At 58.9% G+C, this 16,803-nt stretch carries 10 protein-coding genes; 6 read left to right on the plus strand and 4 right to left on the minus strand.

Annotated elements, in window-relative coordinates:
* The first annotated feature begins 6 nt into the window (after positions 1–6).
* The 4 genes from VNZ60_RS17675 to VNZ60_RS17690 all read left to right on the plus strand — a co-directional run bounded on the left by VNZ60_RS17675 (position 7) and on the right by VNZ60_RS17690 (position 6,314).
* Positions 7–1,368, plus strand: coding sequence for a TolC family protein (locus VNZ60_RS17675; RefSeq protein ID WP_325661406.1), 1,362 nt, complete (start codon positions 7–9; stop codon positions 1,366–1,368).
* Positions 1,365–2,705 (plus strand): efflux RND transporter periplasmic adaptor subunit, encoded by a 1,341-nt coding sequence (locus VNZ60_RS17680; RefSeq protein WP_325661408.1) that lies wholly within the window; start codon positions 1,365–1,367, stop codon positions 2,703–2,705. The genes VNZ60_RS17675 and VNZ60_RS17680 overlap by 4 nt, the downstream gene beginning before the upstream one ends.
* Positions 2,702–5,857, plus strand: coding sequence for an efflux RND transporter permease subunit (locus VNZ60_RS17685; RefSeq protein WP_325661410.1), 3,156 nt, complete (start codon positions 2,702–2,704; stop codon positions 5,855–5,857). The genes VNZ60_RS17680 and VNZ60_RS17685 overlap by 4 nt, the downstream gene beginning before the upstream one ends.
* Positions 5,858–5,927: 70 nt before the next feature.
* Positions 5,928–6,314 carry a copper-binding protein gene (locus tag VNZ60_RS17690; protein WP_325661412.1) on the plus strand — a complete coding sequence of 129 codons (387 nt, stop codon included), beginning with the start codon at positions 5,928–5,930 and terminating at the stop codon, positions 6,312–6,314.
* A gap of 54 nt (positions 6,315–6,368) precedes the next feature.
* On the opposite strand, the gene VNZ60_RS17695 is transcribed toward VNZ60_RS17690, so the two are convergent.
* Positions 6,369–8,441: an OPT family oligopeptide transporter gene (locus tag VNZ60_RS17695; protein WP_325661453.1), complete on the minus strand. Its 2,073-nt coding sequence runs from the start codon at positions 8,439–8,441 to the stop codon at positions 6,369–6,371.
* Positions 8,442–8,650: 209 nt separating this feature from the next.
* On the opposite strand from VNZ60_RS17695, the gene VNZ60_RS17700 reads away from it, so the two are divergent.
* A complete protein-coding gene (locus VNZ60_RS17700) occupies positions 8,651–9,139 on the plus strand; it encodes a (2Fe-2S)-binding protein (protein ID WP_325661414.1) in 489 nt (162 codons plus the stop codon).
* Positions 9,136–11,472: a xanthine dehydrogenase family protein molybdopterin-binding subunit gene (locus tag VNZ60_RS17705; protein WP_325661416.1), complete on the plus strand. Its 2,337-nt coding sequence runs from the start codon at positions 9,136–9,138 to the stop codon at positions 11,470–11,472. Before VNZ60_RS17700 ends, VNZ60_RS17705 begins: the two co-directional genes overlap by 4 nt.
* A gap of 111 nt (positions 11,473–11,583) precedes the next feature.
* Here VNZ60_RS17705 and rraA read toward each other — a convergent pair whose 3' ends face one another.
* The 3 genes from rraA to clpB all read right to left on the minus strand — a co-directional run bounded on the left by rraA (position 11,584) and on the right by clpB (position 16,793).
* Positions 11,584–12,081, minus strand: a complete 498-nt coding sequence (gene rraA, locus VNZ60_RS17710) for a ribonuclease E activity regulator RraA (protein WP_414648888.1) — start codon at positions 12,079–12,081, stop codon at positions 11,584–11,586.
* 39 nt (positions 12,082–12,120) lie between these two features.
* On the minus strand, positions 12,121–13,917 hold the full coding sequence (locus tag VNZ60_RS17715; protein ID WP_325661420.1) for a diguanylate cyclase: 1,797 nt from the start codon (positions 13,915–13,917) through the stop codon (positions 12,121–12,123).
* Positions 13,918–14,189: 272 nt separating this feature from the next.
* Entirely contained in the window at positions 14,190–16,793 is a 2,604-nt protein-coding gene (gene clpB, locus VNZ60_RS17720) for an ATP-dependent chaperone ClpB (protein ID WP_325661422.1), read from the minus strand.
* Positions 16,794–16,803 lie beyond the last annotated feature (10 nt).

Raw genomic sequence — 16,803 nt, forward strand, 5'->3', positions numbered from 1 at the left:
GATTTCATGTCATCCTCATTTCCCGCGCGCCATCCGGTGCGCAATGCGGCTCTTCGGGTTTCCGTAAGAATCGGCCTCAGAATCAGCTTCAGAATCTGCCTCACTGCGCTGGCGGGGTCGTTGGTGTTCGCTGCCAACGTCTACGCGGTCGACGCGCCGTTGACGCTGGCCGAAGCCCAGCGGCGCGCCGTAGAACGCTCGCGTCAACTCGCTGCACAGGATTTTTCTATCGCGGCTTCGCGCGACATGGCGGTCGCCGCCGGTCAGTTGCCCGATCCGGTATTGAAAGTCGGCATCGACAACCTGCCGGTCACCGGACGCGACCGTGGCAGTCTCAATAATGACTTCATGACCATGCGCCGGGTCGGCGTGATGCAGGAAATTACGCGTTCCGACAAACGCCGTCTGCGCTCTGACCGCTTCGAGTTGGAAGCGCAAAAGACCATTGCCGAGAAGACCGTGGCAACCGCCGCCATTGAGCGTGATACAGCCCTGGCTTGGCTCGACCGCTATTACGCGGACGCCATGGCAGCGGTCGTCGCCGAGCAAGGTGAACAAGCTAAACTCGAAATTCAATCGGCCGCAGGCGCCTATCGCGCTGGCCGAGGTAATCAAGCGGACGTCTTCGCCGCCCGGAGCGCACTGGCGACGTTCGATGACCGTGCCAGTGAAATACGGCGTCGCGTGCATAACGCCAATACCATGCTGGCGCGCTGGATCGGCAATGTCTCGGACCTCTCTTTGGCCGACAAGCCTGCGACCGACACCATCCGACTGGATCCGGCCACGCTCGATAGTGCGATTGCCCACCATCCAGAAATTGCCGTCTTGACCAAGCAAGTCGATGTAGCCCGGACGGAAGCCAAGCTGGCAAAAGCCAACGAAAAATCCGACTGGACCGTTGAGGTGGCATTCCAGCAACGCAGTGCGGCTTTTTCCAACATGGTGTCAGTCGGTCTTTCGATTCCTTTGCAGTGGGATCGGCAGAATCGCCAGGATCGCGAACTCTCTTCCAAACTGGCGCTGGTGGAACAAGCCAAGGCCGAGCGCGAGGACATGCTGCGCGCGCATGTTGCCGAGACCCGCAGCATGATCGACGAATGGCAAAACGATCGTGAGCGCTATGCCCGTTATGAAAACCAACTGATCCCGCTGGCCAATCAACGCACGCTGGCGGCAATCACCGCCTATCGTGGCGGCAAAGCGACTCTGGCCGATGTGCTGGCAGCACGCCGCAATGTTATCGAGATCAGGATCCAGGCGTTGCAACTGGCGGCAGAAACCGACCGCCTGTGGGCTCAACTCAATTTCCTCTTCCCCGCCAACGATGCAATGACGCCTATGGCGATGAATCAGGAGACCCAATGAAGAACAACAAAATAATTCTCGCCGCTATTATTGCCGCTCTCCTCGGAGCGGCCGGTTATGGCCTGTATCGAATGGGCATGAGCCACGGCAAGAACATGGCCGCCCCTATGTCGAGCGCGACGGCGTCTTCGCCAGTTGGCGTGTCGAAAACCGGCGACTCCGGCAAGAAAGTGTTGTATTGGCACGACCCGATGGTGCCGGACCAAAAATTTGACAAGCCGGGCAAGTCGCCGTTCATGGATATGGAATTGGTGCCGGTCTACGCCGATGACGCCAGCGACGACGGCAAAGTCAATATCAGCCCGCGCGTGCAGCAAAATCTTGGCATTCGTACCGCCGAAGTCACCAGGGGTAATTTGACATCGGCAGTAGTTGCCGTGGGTAGCGTCGCTTACAACGAACGCGATGTTGCGGTGGTGCAGGCCCGCAGCAATGGTTTCGTCGAACGGCTGTATCTGCGCGCCCCGCTTGATCCGGTGCGCAAAGGGCAAGCATTGGCTGAAATGTATGTGCCCGAGTGGGTCGCTGCACAGGAAGAATACCTGGCGGTCAGGCGCATGCAAGGAAACGGCGTCGACGAGCTGCTTGGCGGCGCACGTCAACGCATGCGCCTGGTCGGCATGACTGACGACCAGATACGCCTGGTGGAAGCTAGCGGCAAGGTACAAGCGCGCCTGACTATTTTTGCGCCGATCGGCGGCGTGGTCTCGGAACTCGCCGTGCGAGAAGGCATGACCGTGATGGCTGGCGCCCCGATGTTCAAAATCAACGGCCTGGCTATGATCTGGGTCAATGCCGACGTGCCGGAGAGCCTGGCGGCACAGGTACGCCCCGGAAATGCGGTCGAAGCGCGTACGCCGGCGTTGCAAGGAACCGTGTTCAAAGGCAAGGTCAGCGCGATTCTGCCGGATGTGAATCCTGCAACCCGCACGCTCAAGGCGCGCATTGAACTGGCCAACCCTTCCGGCCAACTGGTGCCTGGCATGTTTGCGACGATCAGTTTTTCATCTGTCGCGCACAAAGATATCTTGCTGGTGCCAACCGAAGCGGTGATTCAAACCGGAACCCGTAGCGTTGTCATGGTGGCGCAAGGGAACGGCAAATTTATTCCGACCGAGGTTGAAATTGGTAATGAAAGCAACGGCCAAACCGAAATTCGCAAAGGATTGGGTGCAGGACAAAAGGTGGTTGTCTCCGGCCAGTTCCTGATCGATTCCGAAGCCAGTCTGACGGGCACAGAGACACGGATGGCCGCCACCCCTGCCGCAGATAAGCCAGATGAAGCGATGGCAGAGGCGCTGAAGACGCCTGCAAAGCCAACAGGAGCCAAGCAATGATCGCCAAGCTGATCCGCTGGTCCATCGTCAACCGCTTTCTGGTGCTGCTGGCGACACTGATGATCAGCGCCTGGGGCATCTGGTCGCTGGCGCGTACGCCACTGGATGCGATCCCCGATCTGTCGGATGTGCAAGTCATCATCCGCACCAGCTATCCGGGCCAGGCGCCGCAGATCGTTGAGAACCAGGTCACCTATCCGCTAACCACCACCATGTTATCGGTACCGGGCGCAAAGACGGTGCGTGGCTATTCATTCTTTGGCGATTCCTTCGTCTACATCTTGTTTGAAGATGGCACCGATCCCTACTGGGCTCGCTCACGCGTGCTGGAATACCTGAACCAGGTACAGTCGCGCCTGCCGCCGCAAGCCAAAACCGCGCTGGGGCCGGATGCCACCGGTGTCGGCTGGGTCTACGAATATGCTTTGGTCGATCGCAGCGGCAAGATGGATCTGTCGCAGTTACGGGCCTTGCAGGACTGGTTTCTCAAGTACGAGTTGAAAGCGGTATCCAATGTCTCGGAGGTTGCCAGTATCGGCGGCATGGTGCGTCAATACCAGATCGTGCTCGATCCGGACAAGATGCGTGCCTATAACATCGCGCAAGGCAAGATCATCGACGCAGTGCAGAAAGCCAACCAGGAAACCGGCGGCTCGGTGCTGGAACTGGGCGAGGCCGAATACATGGTGCGCGCTTCCGGTTATCTGAAATCGCTGGACGACTTCCGCAAGATTCCCTTGATGACGACCGACGCCGGCGTATCGGTGCGGCTGGGCGACGTCGCCCGGATTCAAGTGGGGCCGGAGATGCGGCGCGGGATTGCCGAATTGAATGGTGAAGGCGAAGTCGCCGGCGGCGCAATCATCATGCGCTCCGGTAAAAACGCCTTGCAAACCATCGCCGCCGTGAAGGCCAAGTTGGAACAGTTGAAGGCCAGCCTGCCGCCTGGCGTCGAGATCGTCCCAACCTATGACCGCTCAAGCCTGATCAAACGCGCGGTAAGCAACCTGCAGGAAAAGCTGATCGAGGAGTTCATCGTCGTCGCCGTGGTCTGCGCCATCTTCCTGTTTCACCTGCGTTCGGCGCTGGTTGCCATCATTACGCTGCCGATCGGCGTTCTGATCGCCTTTATCGTCATGTATTACCAGGGCGTCAACGCCAATATCATGTCGCTGGGCGGGATTGCGATTGCGGTCGGCGCCATGGTCGACGCTGCCGTGGTGATGATCGAGAACGCCCACAAGCATATTGAAGCCTGGAACCACGCTCATCCTGGTGAAAAACTCAAAGGAGATGATCACTGGCGGATCATCGGCGACGCCGCCGCGGAGGTCGGCCCGGCGTTGTTCTTCTCGCTCCTGATCATCGTGCTCTCGTTCATTCCGGTATTCACGCTGGAAGCGCAGGAAGGCCGCTTGTTTTCTCCACTGGCATTCACCAAGACTTATGCGATGGCGGCCGCCGCCGGCCTGGCCGTGACGCTGATTCCGGTGTTGATGGGCTATCTGATCCGGGGCCGGATTCCGGATGAGCAAAGGAATCCGTTGAATCGCCTCCTGATTGCGCTGTACCGTCCCTTGCTCGATATCGTGCTGCGTTTTCCCAAGATGACCCTGCTGGCGGCGGCATTGGCCGCGCTTCTGACGATCTGGCCGATGACCCGGCTCGGTGGCGAGTTCATGCCGCCGCTGGATGAGGGCGACTTGCTGTACATGCCGTCGGCATTGCCTGGTTTGTCGGCCGGCAAGGTAGCGCAATTGTTGCAGCAGACCGATCGGCTGATTAAAACCGTGCCGGAGGTGCAAAGCGTGTTCGGCAAGGCCGGCCGTGCCGAAAGCGCCACTGATCCAGCACCGCTGGAAATGTTTGAAACCGTGATCCAGTTCAAGCCGCACGATCAATGGCGCGCCGGCATGACGCCTGACAAGCTGGTGCAGGAACTGGACCGGGTGGTCAAGGTGCCCGGGCTGTCGAATATCTGGGTACCGCCGATTCGCAATCGGATCGATATGCTGGCCACCGGCATCAAAAGCCCGGTTGGGGTGAAGGTCGCGGGCGTCAGCCTGCAGGAAATCGACCGCATTACCGGCGCTATCGAAAGCGTCGTCAAGAAGGTTCCCGGCGTCTCGTCGGCGCTGGCAGAACGTTTGAACGGCGGCCGCTATATCGATGTCAACATCGACCGCGATGCGGCCGCGCGTTATGGCTTGAATATTTCGGACGTGCAAAGTGTCCTGTCGGCGGCGATCGGTGGCGACAACATCGGCCAAACCGTCGAGGGATTGCAGCGCTTTCCGATCAACGTGCGTTATCCGCGCGAGCTGCGCGATTCGGTCGAGAAACTGCGGCAGTTGCCGGTATTGACGGAGCGTGGCGCTCAAATCCAACTGGGCGATGTCGCCGCGATTCGCATCAACGATGGCCCGCCAATGCTGAAAAGCGAAAATGCGCGGCTGTCAGGCTGGGTCTATGTCGATATCCGCGAGCGTGACCTGAGTTCGACCGTGCACGATATGCAGCAAGCCGTGGCCAGGGAAGTCAATTTGCCGGCGGGTTATTCGATCGCCTGGTCGGGCCAGTTCGAGTATCTGGAGCGCGCCACCGCCAAGCTCAAAATCGTGGTGCCGGCCACCTTGCTGATTATTTTCATCCTGCTCTACCTGACCTTCAAGCGCTTCGACGAAGCGGCCCTGATCATGGCGACATTGCCGTTTGCGCTGGCGGGCGGCATCTGGCTGCTGTGGCTGCTTGATTATCACCTGTCGGTTGCCGGCGGCGTCGGCTTCATTGCCTTGGCCGGCGTCTCGGCCGAGTTCGGTGTGATCATGCTGCTGTATTTAAAACAAGCTTGGGAACAACGGTTGGCCAGCGGCAAGAACAGTGAAGCCGATCTGCTCGATGCGATACGCGAGGGGGCGGTGTTGCGGGTACGCCCCAAGGCGATGACCGTAGCCGTCATCATCGCCGGGCTGCTGCCGATCATGCTGGGTAGCGGCACCGGCTCGGAAGTCATGCAACGCATCGCTGCACCGATGGTGGGCGGGATGATCACGGCGCCATTGCTGTCGATGTTTGTAGTTCCTGCAGTTTACCTGCTGTTGCGTCGGCGTCAGATCCGTGCGGTCAGCGCTAGGCTGCTGATGGCGGCATAGAAACGGATGAGTACCATCTGCTTCAAATCACTACTAAATCACCACCCTCAACTTTAAAAAGGAAAGAAACATGAAACCGATCGCAATCCTGCCCGTGATTCTGGCACTGTCCGTATCCGGAGTAGCTCTCGCCCAGTCTGGCGGCGCCAAAAACATGGATATGAAGGGTATGGACATGAAGCCCATGCCGATGGATAACATGAGTTCCGGCTCCGCTGCGAAGGCGGCAGTTCACACGGCCACAGGCGTGGTGAAGGCGCTTGATACGAACAAGGGCAGCGTGACACTGGCGCATGGACCAGTCAACACTCTGAACTGGCCGGCCATGACGATGACCTTCGTTGTGAAGGACAAAAAATTCTTCGATAAACTCGCTGTCGGCAACAAGGTGTCCATCGATTTCACTAAACAGGACACGGCACAGGGCACGGCCTACGTGGTTACCAGTGTGAAGTAAGCGAGCTTGAAAGGCTATCGCACACAATCTGCAATAGCCTCCTTCACCGCCGGCTTATGCCTTCTGTGCAGTCAATACACGACGCGAGAAAACCCAGGCTACCACCGCGAAGACAATCAGGCCCAGCCATTGCGCGGTATTTTCAAAAGACCCGCCCACCAGCGCCAGCGGCGAATCGTTGCCGGTAAAACCGATGATGGCTGCCATCAGCACCCCCACCAGGCTTTCGCCGACGATCAGGCCGGACGCCAGCAGCACGCCGCGCCGGTTCGAAGCTTCGGCGAATTGCTCGTAGGGCACGCCCTGCTTCTGCGCACGCTTTTTCAGAACGCGTTCAATCACCCAGGCCAGCACGGTGCCCAGCACCAGGGTCGAAGCCACCGTCGGCGGCAGGTAAATGCCAATCCCTACCGCCAGCACCGGCAAGCGCGCCACGCCGCCGCGGTGACGCAGCACTTCATCGATCGCCACCAGCACCACGCCCAGCCCAAGGCCGATCAATATCATGTCCCAGTTCAGCTGATGGGTAAAAATCCCGGTCGCAATCGCGGTCATCAAAGTCGCTTGCGGCGCCGACAAGGCATGCGTCACATCCATCTCGGCACGCGGCATCGCCCCGGCGAAACCGTAGGCGTTGTACAGCAACTCAAGCACCGGCGGAATCACCACGGCGCCCACCACGCAGCCGATCAGCAAAGCTACCTGTTGGCGCCAAGGGGTGGCGCCGACCAGCCAGCCGGTTTTCAGATCCTGCAAGTTATCGTTGGAAATGGTGGCCACGGCGATCACCGCCGAGGTGGTAAAGATCGCCAGCGCAATCCCCAGCTTGTTGCCGCTCTCGGTAGCCAGCAAGCCGTCGCCGCTGCCGACCAGCAAAATCAGCAGGGAGATCAGGACTACGGCAACGATGCCGACGCCGGAAATCGGGCTGGCGGAGGAGCCGATCAAACCTGCCATGTAACCGCAGGCGGCGGCGATCAGGAAACCGAAGATGACGGCGAACAAGACGCTATAGGCAACCAATCCCCACACCAGGCCGGCAGACAAAGGCGCGGCGCTCAGGAAGCTGGCAAAGGTAGCCACCAGGATCGCCACCAGCACCAGCGTAATGCCGATGATCCAGCCCGGCGCCATATCGCGCTCGGTACGCGGAATATTGATGCGGCCGTTACCGCCGCGCAAAGCCTGGAAGGAAGTCTTGATCCCCTCCAGCATCGGCTTAAACAGCGTGATCAGCGTCCACACCGCAGCCACGCCGATGGTGCCGGCGCCGATGAAACGTACGTCCTTGCTCCATAAGCCGGTGGCATATTTGGCCAGCGTCACGCCGTCCGGGATGCTGTGCATTGAAGTCAGCACCGGCACGGCTACGCCCCAGGCAATCAGCAAGCCGATCAGCATGGCCATGCCGGCCACGATGCCGATCAGGTAACCGGCGCCCAGCAGGGCCAGCGAAAATCCAGCGGACAAACGCACTACTGCGGGACCCGCAGCGAACCACAGGTTGATGCCTTCTCCCAGCACCCGGAAGCCGGATGAGAACAAGGTCACAGCGGCGGCGGTGAAGCCGCCGGCCATGATGTCGACGATGCCGGTTTCGGCCTTGGCTCCGGCCTTGCCGGTGGCAGCGTCGAGTTCGACTTCGGCGCTACCGACGCGCAGGATTTCGGCCGCCGCCACGCCTTCCGGATACGGCAGGTCGCTTTGCACCACCATCGCGTGCCGTAACGGAATCGTGAACATCACGCCCAGCATGCCGCCGGCGGCGCAGATCGCCAGGGTCTGCCAGTAGGGGAAACCCTGCCAGTAGCCGATCATCACCAGTCCAGGCAGGATAAAGATAATCGAAGACAAGGTGCCGGCAGCGGAAGCCTGGGTTTGCACCATATTGTTTTCAAGGATATTAGCGCTCTTGAACATGCGCAGCACCGCCATGGAAATCACGGCGGCCGGAATCGCAGAAGAAAAAGTCAGACCGACTTTCAAACCCAGATACACGTTGGAAGCTGTGAATACTACCGTTATCAAAGCACCTAGAATGATGCCGCGCAGCGTCAGCTCGGGCAGGGAAACATTGTCGGAAATGCGACCGCTTATTGAGCCGGCTAATGAACCAGTTGTGGGCATAGGAACAGACATCGGAACTCCATCACCAAAATTACAATCTGCCGATTATCCTCGAAACAGTTGCTGGTCATCAAACAATTTAAGTTCGGTCTACAATGCCAAAGCGCGACGTATCCCGTCAGAAAGTTGCCAATCCGGCTATACTGCTCCGGATTTATATTTGCCCATCAATAGCTTATCAACCCCAAGCTGGAAAGGTAGAACCCACCATGACGAGCCTGAACATCAACGGCAAACAACATGAGATCGACTTACCCGAAGACACCCCGCTGCTGTGGACCCTGCGCGATCATGTCGGCCTGACCGGCACCAAATTCGGCTGCGGCATGGCTTTGTGCGGCGCCTGCACCGTGCATCTGGACGGCGCACCGATCCGCTCCTGCATTACCCCGATCAGCGCCGCCGCCGGCAAGAAAGTCACCACCATCGAAGCGATCGCCGAAGACAACATCGGCCACGCCGTGCAAGAGGCATGGATTGCGCTGGGCGTGCCGCAATGCGGCTACTGCCAGGCCGGTCAGATCATGTCGGCCACCGCCTTGCTGAAAACCACCGCCAAGCCGACCGACAAGGAAATCGATGACGCCATGAGCGGCAATATCTGCCGCTGTGGCACCTATACCCGGATCCGGGCGGCGATCAAGCAAGTTGCCGCAAAAGGAGTCAATAAGGGAGTCACTAAGGGAGCCGCAAAATGAGCGCCGCCTTTGATTTCGACAAAGATAGCGCTAACACCGCTACCGCCGCCGTTACGTCCATCAGCCGCCGCAGCTGGCTCAAGGGTGTCGGCGCGTTTGCCGGGCTGGCGCTGACGGTTGGCGTGAACGGACTGGTACTGGCAGCCGATCCTGCCCCGGCAAAAAAATACGGCGGCGCCAACATGCCCGGCGGCACCGTCAACGATCCCTTGATTTTTGTTTCGATCGGCGCCGACGGCATCGTCACCATCGTTGCCCATCGCTCGGAAATGGGACAAGGCATCCGCACCAGCCTGCCGCTGGTGGTGGCCGATGAGCTCGATGCTGACTGGGGCCGGGTCCGTATCGTGCAAGCCAACGCCGACGAGAGCCGCTATGGCAACCAGAATACCGACGGCTCGCGCAGCATGCGCCATTTCTTTATTCCCATGCGCCAGGTCGGCGCCACCGCCCGCCTGATGCTGATTGCCGCCGCCGCCACACGCTGGAATGTGCCGGCAGCAGAAATCACCACCAAAAACCATGAAGTACTGCACGCCAAGAGCGGCCGCAAGCTGGGCTACGGCGAACTGGCGGTCGACGCCGCCAAGCTGCCGCTGCCGCCGGCGGCGCAAGTGCAACTGAAGGACCCCTCGCAATTCCGCTACATCGGCAAGGATACTTTCAACAGCGTCGATTTCCGTAATATCGTCACCGGCAACACCCAGTACGGTATCGATACCCGCCTGGAAGGCATGCTGTATGCGGTAATCGCAAGGCCACCGGTGTATGGCGGCAAAGTGGCCAGCTTCGATTCTGCTGAAGCCTTGAAAATCCCCGGTGTGGTGAAGGTAATAGAACTCAAGGGCAGTCCGCCTCCAGCCAAGTTCAATCCGCTGGGCGGCATTGCCGTGATTGCGCGCAATACCTGGGCTGCAATCAAGGGCCGTGAAGCATTGAAAATCACTTGGGATAACGGCCCGCACGCCAGCTACGATTCGACTGCGTTCAAGACCACCTTGCAAGAAGCCGCGCGCAAGCCGGCCAAAGTGGTGCGCAATAACGGCGACACCATGGCCGTATTAGGTCAAGCCGGCAACCGCATTGAAGCTGAATATTATATTCCGCACCTGGCCCACGCCACCATGGAGCCGCCGGCCGCCACCGCCCGCACCGCCAAAGGAAAATGCGAAGTCTGGGCTTGCGTGCAGGACCCGCAAGCCACGCGCGATACCGTTGCCGGTCGCCTCGGCTGGAAGACCGACGACGTCAAGGTTAACGTCACCTTGCTGGGAGGCGGTTTCGGTCGCAAATCCAAGCCTGATTTCGCCGCCGAGGCAGCGCTGCTGTCGCAAGCGATGGACGGCACGCCGGTGAAAGTAACCTGGACCCGTGAAGACGATCTGCGCCACGACTACTTCCATACCGTCTCGCTGGAGCACATGGAGGCCACGCTCGACGCCAAAGGCAAACCGTTGGCCTGGCTGCACCGCAGCGCGGCGCCAACCATCGCTTCGACCTTTGTCGCCGGCGCCAAGGGCGAACAGCCGGGCGAACTCGGCATGGGAGCGATCAATATCCCGTTCGTGATTCCCAATATTCGCATCGAAGCGCCGGAAGTCGAAGCGCACACCCGGATCGGCTGGTTCCGTTCGGTCTACAACATCCCGCACGCGTTTGCGGTGCAATCGTTTGTGGCCGAACTGGCGGCCGCAGCCAAGCGCGATCACCGGGAATTCCTGCTGGAACTGATCGGCCCGGCGCGCCAGATCAATCCGCAAGAAATGTCGGACAGCACCAACTATGGCGAATCGCCAGTTTTGTATCCGCTCGATACCGGCCGCATGCGGCAAGTGGTGGAACTGGCGACCAAGGAAGCCGGCTGGGGCCGCAAGCTGCCCAAGGGGCATGGACTGGGCCTGGCGGTCGCCTACAGTTTCATGTCGTATGTGGCGGCGGTGATCGAAGTGGTGGTTGGCGCCGACGGCGAGATCAGCATTCCGCGGGTCGACATGGCGATCGACTGCGGCCCGCAGATCACGCCGGACCGGATCCGTTCGCAAGTCGAAGGCGCCTGCATAATGGGCTTGAGCCTGGCGATGACGGGCGAAATCACCTTCAAGAACGGCAGCGCCGAGCAAGGCAATTTCCATGAGTACGAAGTGCTGCGTGCTTTCAGCGCCCCGCGCGACCTGCGGGTGCACATAGTGCCGCATAAGTACGACATGCCGCTCGGCGGCGTCGGCGAACCGGGCACGCCGCCCATCGCGCCGGCCTTGTGCAACGCGATTTTCGCCGCTACCGGCAAACGTATCCGCAACCTGCCGATTCGGGATCAGTTGAAAAAAAGCTGAAAAACGAACTGGAAAACGAGCTAATTTATCGCCACTAAATAACGGCCATGCACTCTTTTGTGCATGGCCGTTATTGCTGTTTTATTGCAGTAAATTGCTGCAGTAAATTATTTAAAGCAGCTTTTGGCCGGCCACCAATATGCCGTCGGCATCCGCGTATATCCAGGCGCCGGGCGCTACCGTGACACCGGCGATGGAAACGCTGACATCGCGCTCCCCTACTCCCTTGCGCACGCTGCGCTGCGGATGGAGCGCCAGCGCGCGCACGCCGATATCGCAGGCGTTCAGCTCTGCCGAATCGCGTACGCAGCCGTTGACGATGATGCCGGCCCAGCCATTCTTTTGCGCCAGCTCGCCGAGATTGCCGCCGACCAGGGCGCAACGCAAGCTGCCGCCGCCGTCGATCACCAGCACCTGGCCGTCACCGGCAGTTTCCAGCGTGCTGCGCACCAGCACATTGTCTTCATGTACCTTGACGGTACGCGCCGGGCCGCAAAATGCCGGGCGCTGGCCCAGGGAGATAAACACCGGAGGCAATACCGCCAGGGCGGCAGTGCCCAGCTTGTCTTCGTTGGCGTCGCATAAATCGCAGGTAGAAAAAGTCGTCATGGGCATCCCGTTTCCGTCGCGTGGCAGTAAGAAAAAAGATCAGTCGTCTGACGAAAACGTCAGGCCGCCGAATTTCTTGACACTATACATCCGCTTGTCGGCCACCTTCAACAAGGTTTCCAGATCGGGGCCGTCGGCTGGATACAGGGCGCCGCCGATGGAAGCGCCAATCTGGCAATGTTCGCCGTTGCTCATCAGGATCGGCTTGTTCAGGACGGCGTAGATCTTTTCCGCGATCGCCAGCGCCGACTCTTCGTCGGCGACGCCAGGCAGGTAAACGATAAATTCGTCGCCGCCGAAACGCGCTACCTCATCTTCCTTGCGCAAGGCGTTTTGCAGACGCAAGCCGACTTCAATCAGAACCCGGTCGCCTTCGTCATGGCCGTAGTGATCGTTGACCTGCTTAAACTTGTCCAGATCGACGAACAGCACCGCAAAGCGGAACAGATGCGGTTCAACATCGGTGCGCCGGCGAAATTCGATTTGCGCAATCAGGGAATCGCGATTCAGCAGGCTGGTGAGACGGTCGGTGCGCAGATGGCGCTCCATCTCTTGAAAGCTCTGCGCCAGTTCGCCGATCTCATCCTTGCGGTCGATATTCAGTTTGGCGAACGGCCGGCCGCTGCCTATGCTGCGCACCGCCAGCGTCAGTTTGCGAATATCGCGCAGCACCCAGCGCAATATCGCGTAGCCGAACAACAAGGCTAGCAGGATCACCAATAAACCGAGGTACAAGCTCTTATAGACGCTGGAATTGACCGCGCCCCAGAAATCGGAACGTGGCAGCGCAACCACAGCCACCCACTCCAGTCCGGCAGCATCGCGGTGGATCTGCGCTGCCACTTCGATCTGCCCGTACGCGCTGGGAAAGGCGCCGATGACCAGTTTGCCAGGCTTAGGCGGGCTGGCGGCCGAGGCGGCTATCGGATCGGCAATCAGTGCCACCTCTCGGTGCTGCTGCAAATAGGTTTGCACCAGTTGCCAGCTCTGCCGCATAAGAGGGGATGCGGCATCTCTCAGATTATTTCGGAGGTGTTGGTTCTGCGCGTCTTTAGCCGCGGCAAATGCACTTTCGCCGTTCGAAGATGCGACCAGATCGCCGCCGCGCTCGGCCACAAAGGCGACGCCGTTTCTGTCCATGGACAGCGCCTGCAAATATTCACGCAGCGGTTTCAACGACAATTCCCTGGCTACCACGCCACGCATTTCCTGGTCGGCGCCATACACCGGTCGCGCTAACATCAGCACCGGCTCATAGCTGACGCTATCGATGAACAGCGGCGACCAGCTGTCTTTTCTCCGATTGACGGCATTCAAATACCAGCTCTGCTCGCGCGGCTCATAGTCTTCGGTTTCCAGGAAAATCATTTCGCTAGCGGGGCCGCGGCTGCGATACAAATGGCTGGCGCCGTCACCCGCGCCTCTCAGCGTAACCCGGAATTCATTGGCGGCGGTTCTGCGGATGCTGACAAAATGGCCGTCTGCACCGGCAAAGCAGATCAGGCTGCCGACCGCTGGAAACAGCCCGCTGGAAATCCACATGCGCTCTTCCAGGCGGCCGATGCTGGCAGGGAACGGGATCGGCGTCGGGGTTTTATCGGCGCTGTCGGCAATTTGATCAGGCGCGACTACTCGCAACGCCGCACCGGCGTCGAATAATTGCCTGTTGATTGCACTGTTGATGCCTCCCATCACATCCGCCAGGACCTTTTGCGATAACGCATCGGTGGCGTCCTGACCGGTTTGATAAAGCAGCCAGCCGACTGAAACGGCCAGGCACAACAGTAGCGCTGCAAACGGCAAAATGAAGATGCGTTGCAGTGACGTTCGCTTCAAAATTGCCTCGAAATAACACAAGAACTGCCGATGTCCGGCTTTGGGAAACTATTTCCGCATCTTTGCCATGCCGGGAAAAATACCTGCTCCTGCCTTAATCTACAGTTAAATGCAAAATTAATAACATTCAACTTTTAACAAACAAAGAACGCAAATTAAACAGCATAGATCTAAAAAAAGGCCACACGGCATAGCCATGTGACCTTTAATCTATAAAGCAACACGTTCAAGCCTGTCGCGATTCTACCTGTTTGCGTATGTAAAATCCGGGCTTAAGTCGCCGCTTTGAACACTATCTCACCATTGTTAACATTTATGTGAATAGTGTCCTTCGGCCCAAACTTGCCTTCAAGGATCAGTTTAGACAAGGGATTTTCGATCTGCTGCTGGATCGCACGCTTCAATGGCCGGGCGCCGTAGACCGGGTCGAAACCCGCCTCGGCGATCTTTTGCAGGCCGGCTTCTGAAATTTCCAGCCCCATATCCATTTTCGCCAAACGCTGTTCGAGGATTTTCAGCTGGATCTTGGCAATGGCGCCGATATTCTTTTCGTCCAACGCATGGAACACCACGATTTCATCGATACGATTGATGAACTCCGGCCGGAAATGACTTCTGACTTCAGCCATCACCTCCTCCTTTATCTCTGCGGGATCGCTGCCTTCCATCGCCTGAATCCGATGCGAGCCGAGATTCGAGGTCATCACGATCACCGTATTCTTGAAATCCACGGTGCGGCCCTGGCCATCGGTCATGCGACCGTCGTCCAATACCTGCAACAGCACGTTGAACACATCCGGATGGGCCTTCTCGATTTCATCCAGCAAGATCACGCTGTACGGCTTGCGGCGCACCAGCTCGGTCAGATAACCGCCCTCCTCGTAGCCGACATAACCCGGCGGCGCACCAATCAGGCGTGCTACCGAGTGTTTCTCCATGAACTCGCTCATGTCGATGCGGATCAGGGAATCGGCGCTGTCGAACAAGAAGCCGGCCAGAGCCTTGCATAGCTCGGTCTTGCCGACACCTGTAGGACCAAGAAACATGAACGAACCATACGGCCGGTCAGGATCGCTCAGCCCGGCACGCGAGCGGCGAATCGCATCCGAGACCGCAACAATCGCCTCGTTCTGACCCACTACGCGCTTATGCAGCTCGTCTTCCATCTTGATCAGTTTGTCGCGCTCGCCCTGCAACATCTTGGCTACCGGGATGCCGGTAGCACGCGAGACGATCTCGGCGATTTCGTCGGCACCGACCTGGGTCCGGACCAGCTTCGGCTTACTGTCCGTAGCCGGCTGAGCGGCGCTCAGCGCATCCTGTTTGGATTGGGTTTCCAGCGCTTTTTCCAGCTCGTTCAGTTTGCCGTACTTCAGTTCTGAAACCTTTTGCCAGTCGCTCTTGCGCGTTGCTTCGTCAATTTGCAGGCGCAGTTTTTCGATCTCTTCCTTCAGATGCTTGCTGCCTTGGGCGCTGGCCTTCTCCGATTTCCAGATCTCTTCCAGATCGGCATACTCGCGTGACAGTTTTTCGATTTCTTCCTCGATCAGGGAAAAGCGTTTTTGTGACGCTTCGTCCTTCTCGCGGCGCACCGCTTCACGCTCGATTTTCAGTTGGATCAGACGCCGGTCGAGTTTATCCATCACCTCTGGTTTAGAGTCGATTTCAATCTTGATCTTAGCTGCTGCTTCGTCGATCAGGTCGATTGCTTTGTCTGGCAAGAAGCGGTCGGTAATATAGCGATGCGACAATTCCGCCGCCGCGACAATCGCCGGGTCGGTAATTTCCACGCCGTGATGGACTTCGTATTTTTCCTGCAAACCACGGAGGATGGCGATCGTCGCTTCGACGCTAGGTTCATCGACCAGGATCTTTTGGAAACGCCGTTCCAGCGCCGCATCCTTCTCGATGTACTTGCGATATTCATCCAGTGTAGTAGCGCCGACGCAATGCAGCTCGCCGCGCGCCAGCGCAGGTTTCAGCATATTGCCGGCGTCCATCGCCCCTTCCGCCTTGCCGGCGCCGACCATGGTGTGCAATTCATCGATGAAAACGATGGTTTGCCCTTCGTCCTGAGCGATTTCTTTCAGCACCGCCTTCAAGCGTTCTTCGAATTCGCCGCGGAATTTCGCGCCGGCCAGCAGGGATGCCATGTCGAGCGACAAGACGCGTTTCGATTTCAAGCTGTCAGGCACTTCGCCGTTGACAATCCGCTGCGCCAGACCTTCGACGATCGCCGTCTTGCCGACGCCGGGTTCGCCGATCAGCACCGGATTGTTCTTGCTGCGCCGTTGCAATACCTGGATCGCACGGCGGATTTCATCATCGCGGCCGATCACCGGATCGAGCTTGCCGAGGCGCGCCCGCTCAGTCAGATCGAGCGTGTATTTTTTCAATGCTTCGCGCTGACCTTCGCCATCCTGCGAAGCCACATTGGCGCCGCCGCGCACCGCCGTAATCGCCGCTTCCAGCGCTTTGCGGGTCAGGCCGTTTTCGCGCGCCAGCCGGCCGGCGTCTGACTTGTCGTCGAGCAGCGCCAGCAACAGCATCTCGCTGGCGATGAATTGATCGCCGCGTTTTTGCGCTTCTTTGTCCGCCAGATTGAGCAAGGCCAGCAACTCGCGGCCTATCTGTACTTCACCGCCGGTGCCGCTGACCTTGGGCAGGCGTTCCAGAGCCGCTTTCAGGGCCGAGCCCAGCGCAGCGACGTTGACGCCAGCCCGTTGCAGCAGCGAGGTGGCGGCGCCGTCGTCCTGATTCAACAGCGCGATCAGGGCGTGTACTGGGTCAATATATTGATTATCATTACCGACCGCCTGGCTCTGGGCGTCGGCAATCGCTTCTTGCAGCTTTGTGGTTAACTTATCGAAACGCATGGTTCCTCCA

The organism is Collimonas sp. (assembly GCF_035566375.1).
In the GTDB taxonomy this organism is placed as follows: Bacteria; Pseudomonadota; Gammaproteobacteria; order Burkholderiales; family Burkholderiaceae_D; genus Collimonas.

Coding starts and splice junctions, on each gene's coding strand:
- VNZ60_RS17685 (WP_325661410.1), top strand. CDS start 2,702: ATGATCGCCAAGCTGATCCGCTGGTCCATCGTCAACCGCTTTCTGGTG.
- VNZ60_RS17700 (WP_325661414.1), top strand. CDS start 8,651: ATGACGAGCCTGAACATCAACGGCAAACAACATGAGATCGACTTACCC.
- VNZ60_RS17675 (WP_325661406.1), top strand. CDS start 7: ATGTCATCCTCATTTCCCGCGCGCCATCCGGTGCGCAATGCGGCTCTT.
- VNZ60_RS17705 (WP_325661416.1), top strand. CDS start 9,136: ATGAGCGCCGCCTTTGATTTCGACAAAGATAGCGCTAACACCGCTACC.
- VNZ60_RS17690 (WP_325661412.1), top strand. CDS start 5,928: ATGAAACCGATCGCAATCCTGCCCGTGATTCTGGCACTGTCCGTATCC.
- rraA (WP_414648888.1), bottom strand. CDS start 12,081: ATGACGACTTTTTCTACCTGCGATTTATGCGACGCCAACGAAGACAAG.
- VNZ60_RS17680 (WP_325661408.1), top strand. CDS start 1,365: ATGAAGAACAACAAAATAATTCTCGCCGCTATTATTGCCGCTCTCCTC.
- clpB (WP_325661422.1), bottom strand. CDS start 16,793: ATGCGTTTCGATAAGTTAACCACAAAGCTGCAAGAAGCGATTGCCGAC.
- VNZ60_RS17695 (WP_325661453.1), bottom strand. CDS start 8,441: ATGCCCACAACTGGTTCATTAGCCGGCTCAATAAGCGGTCGCATTTCC.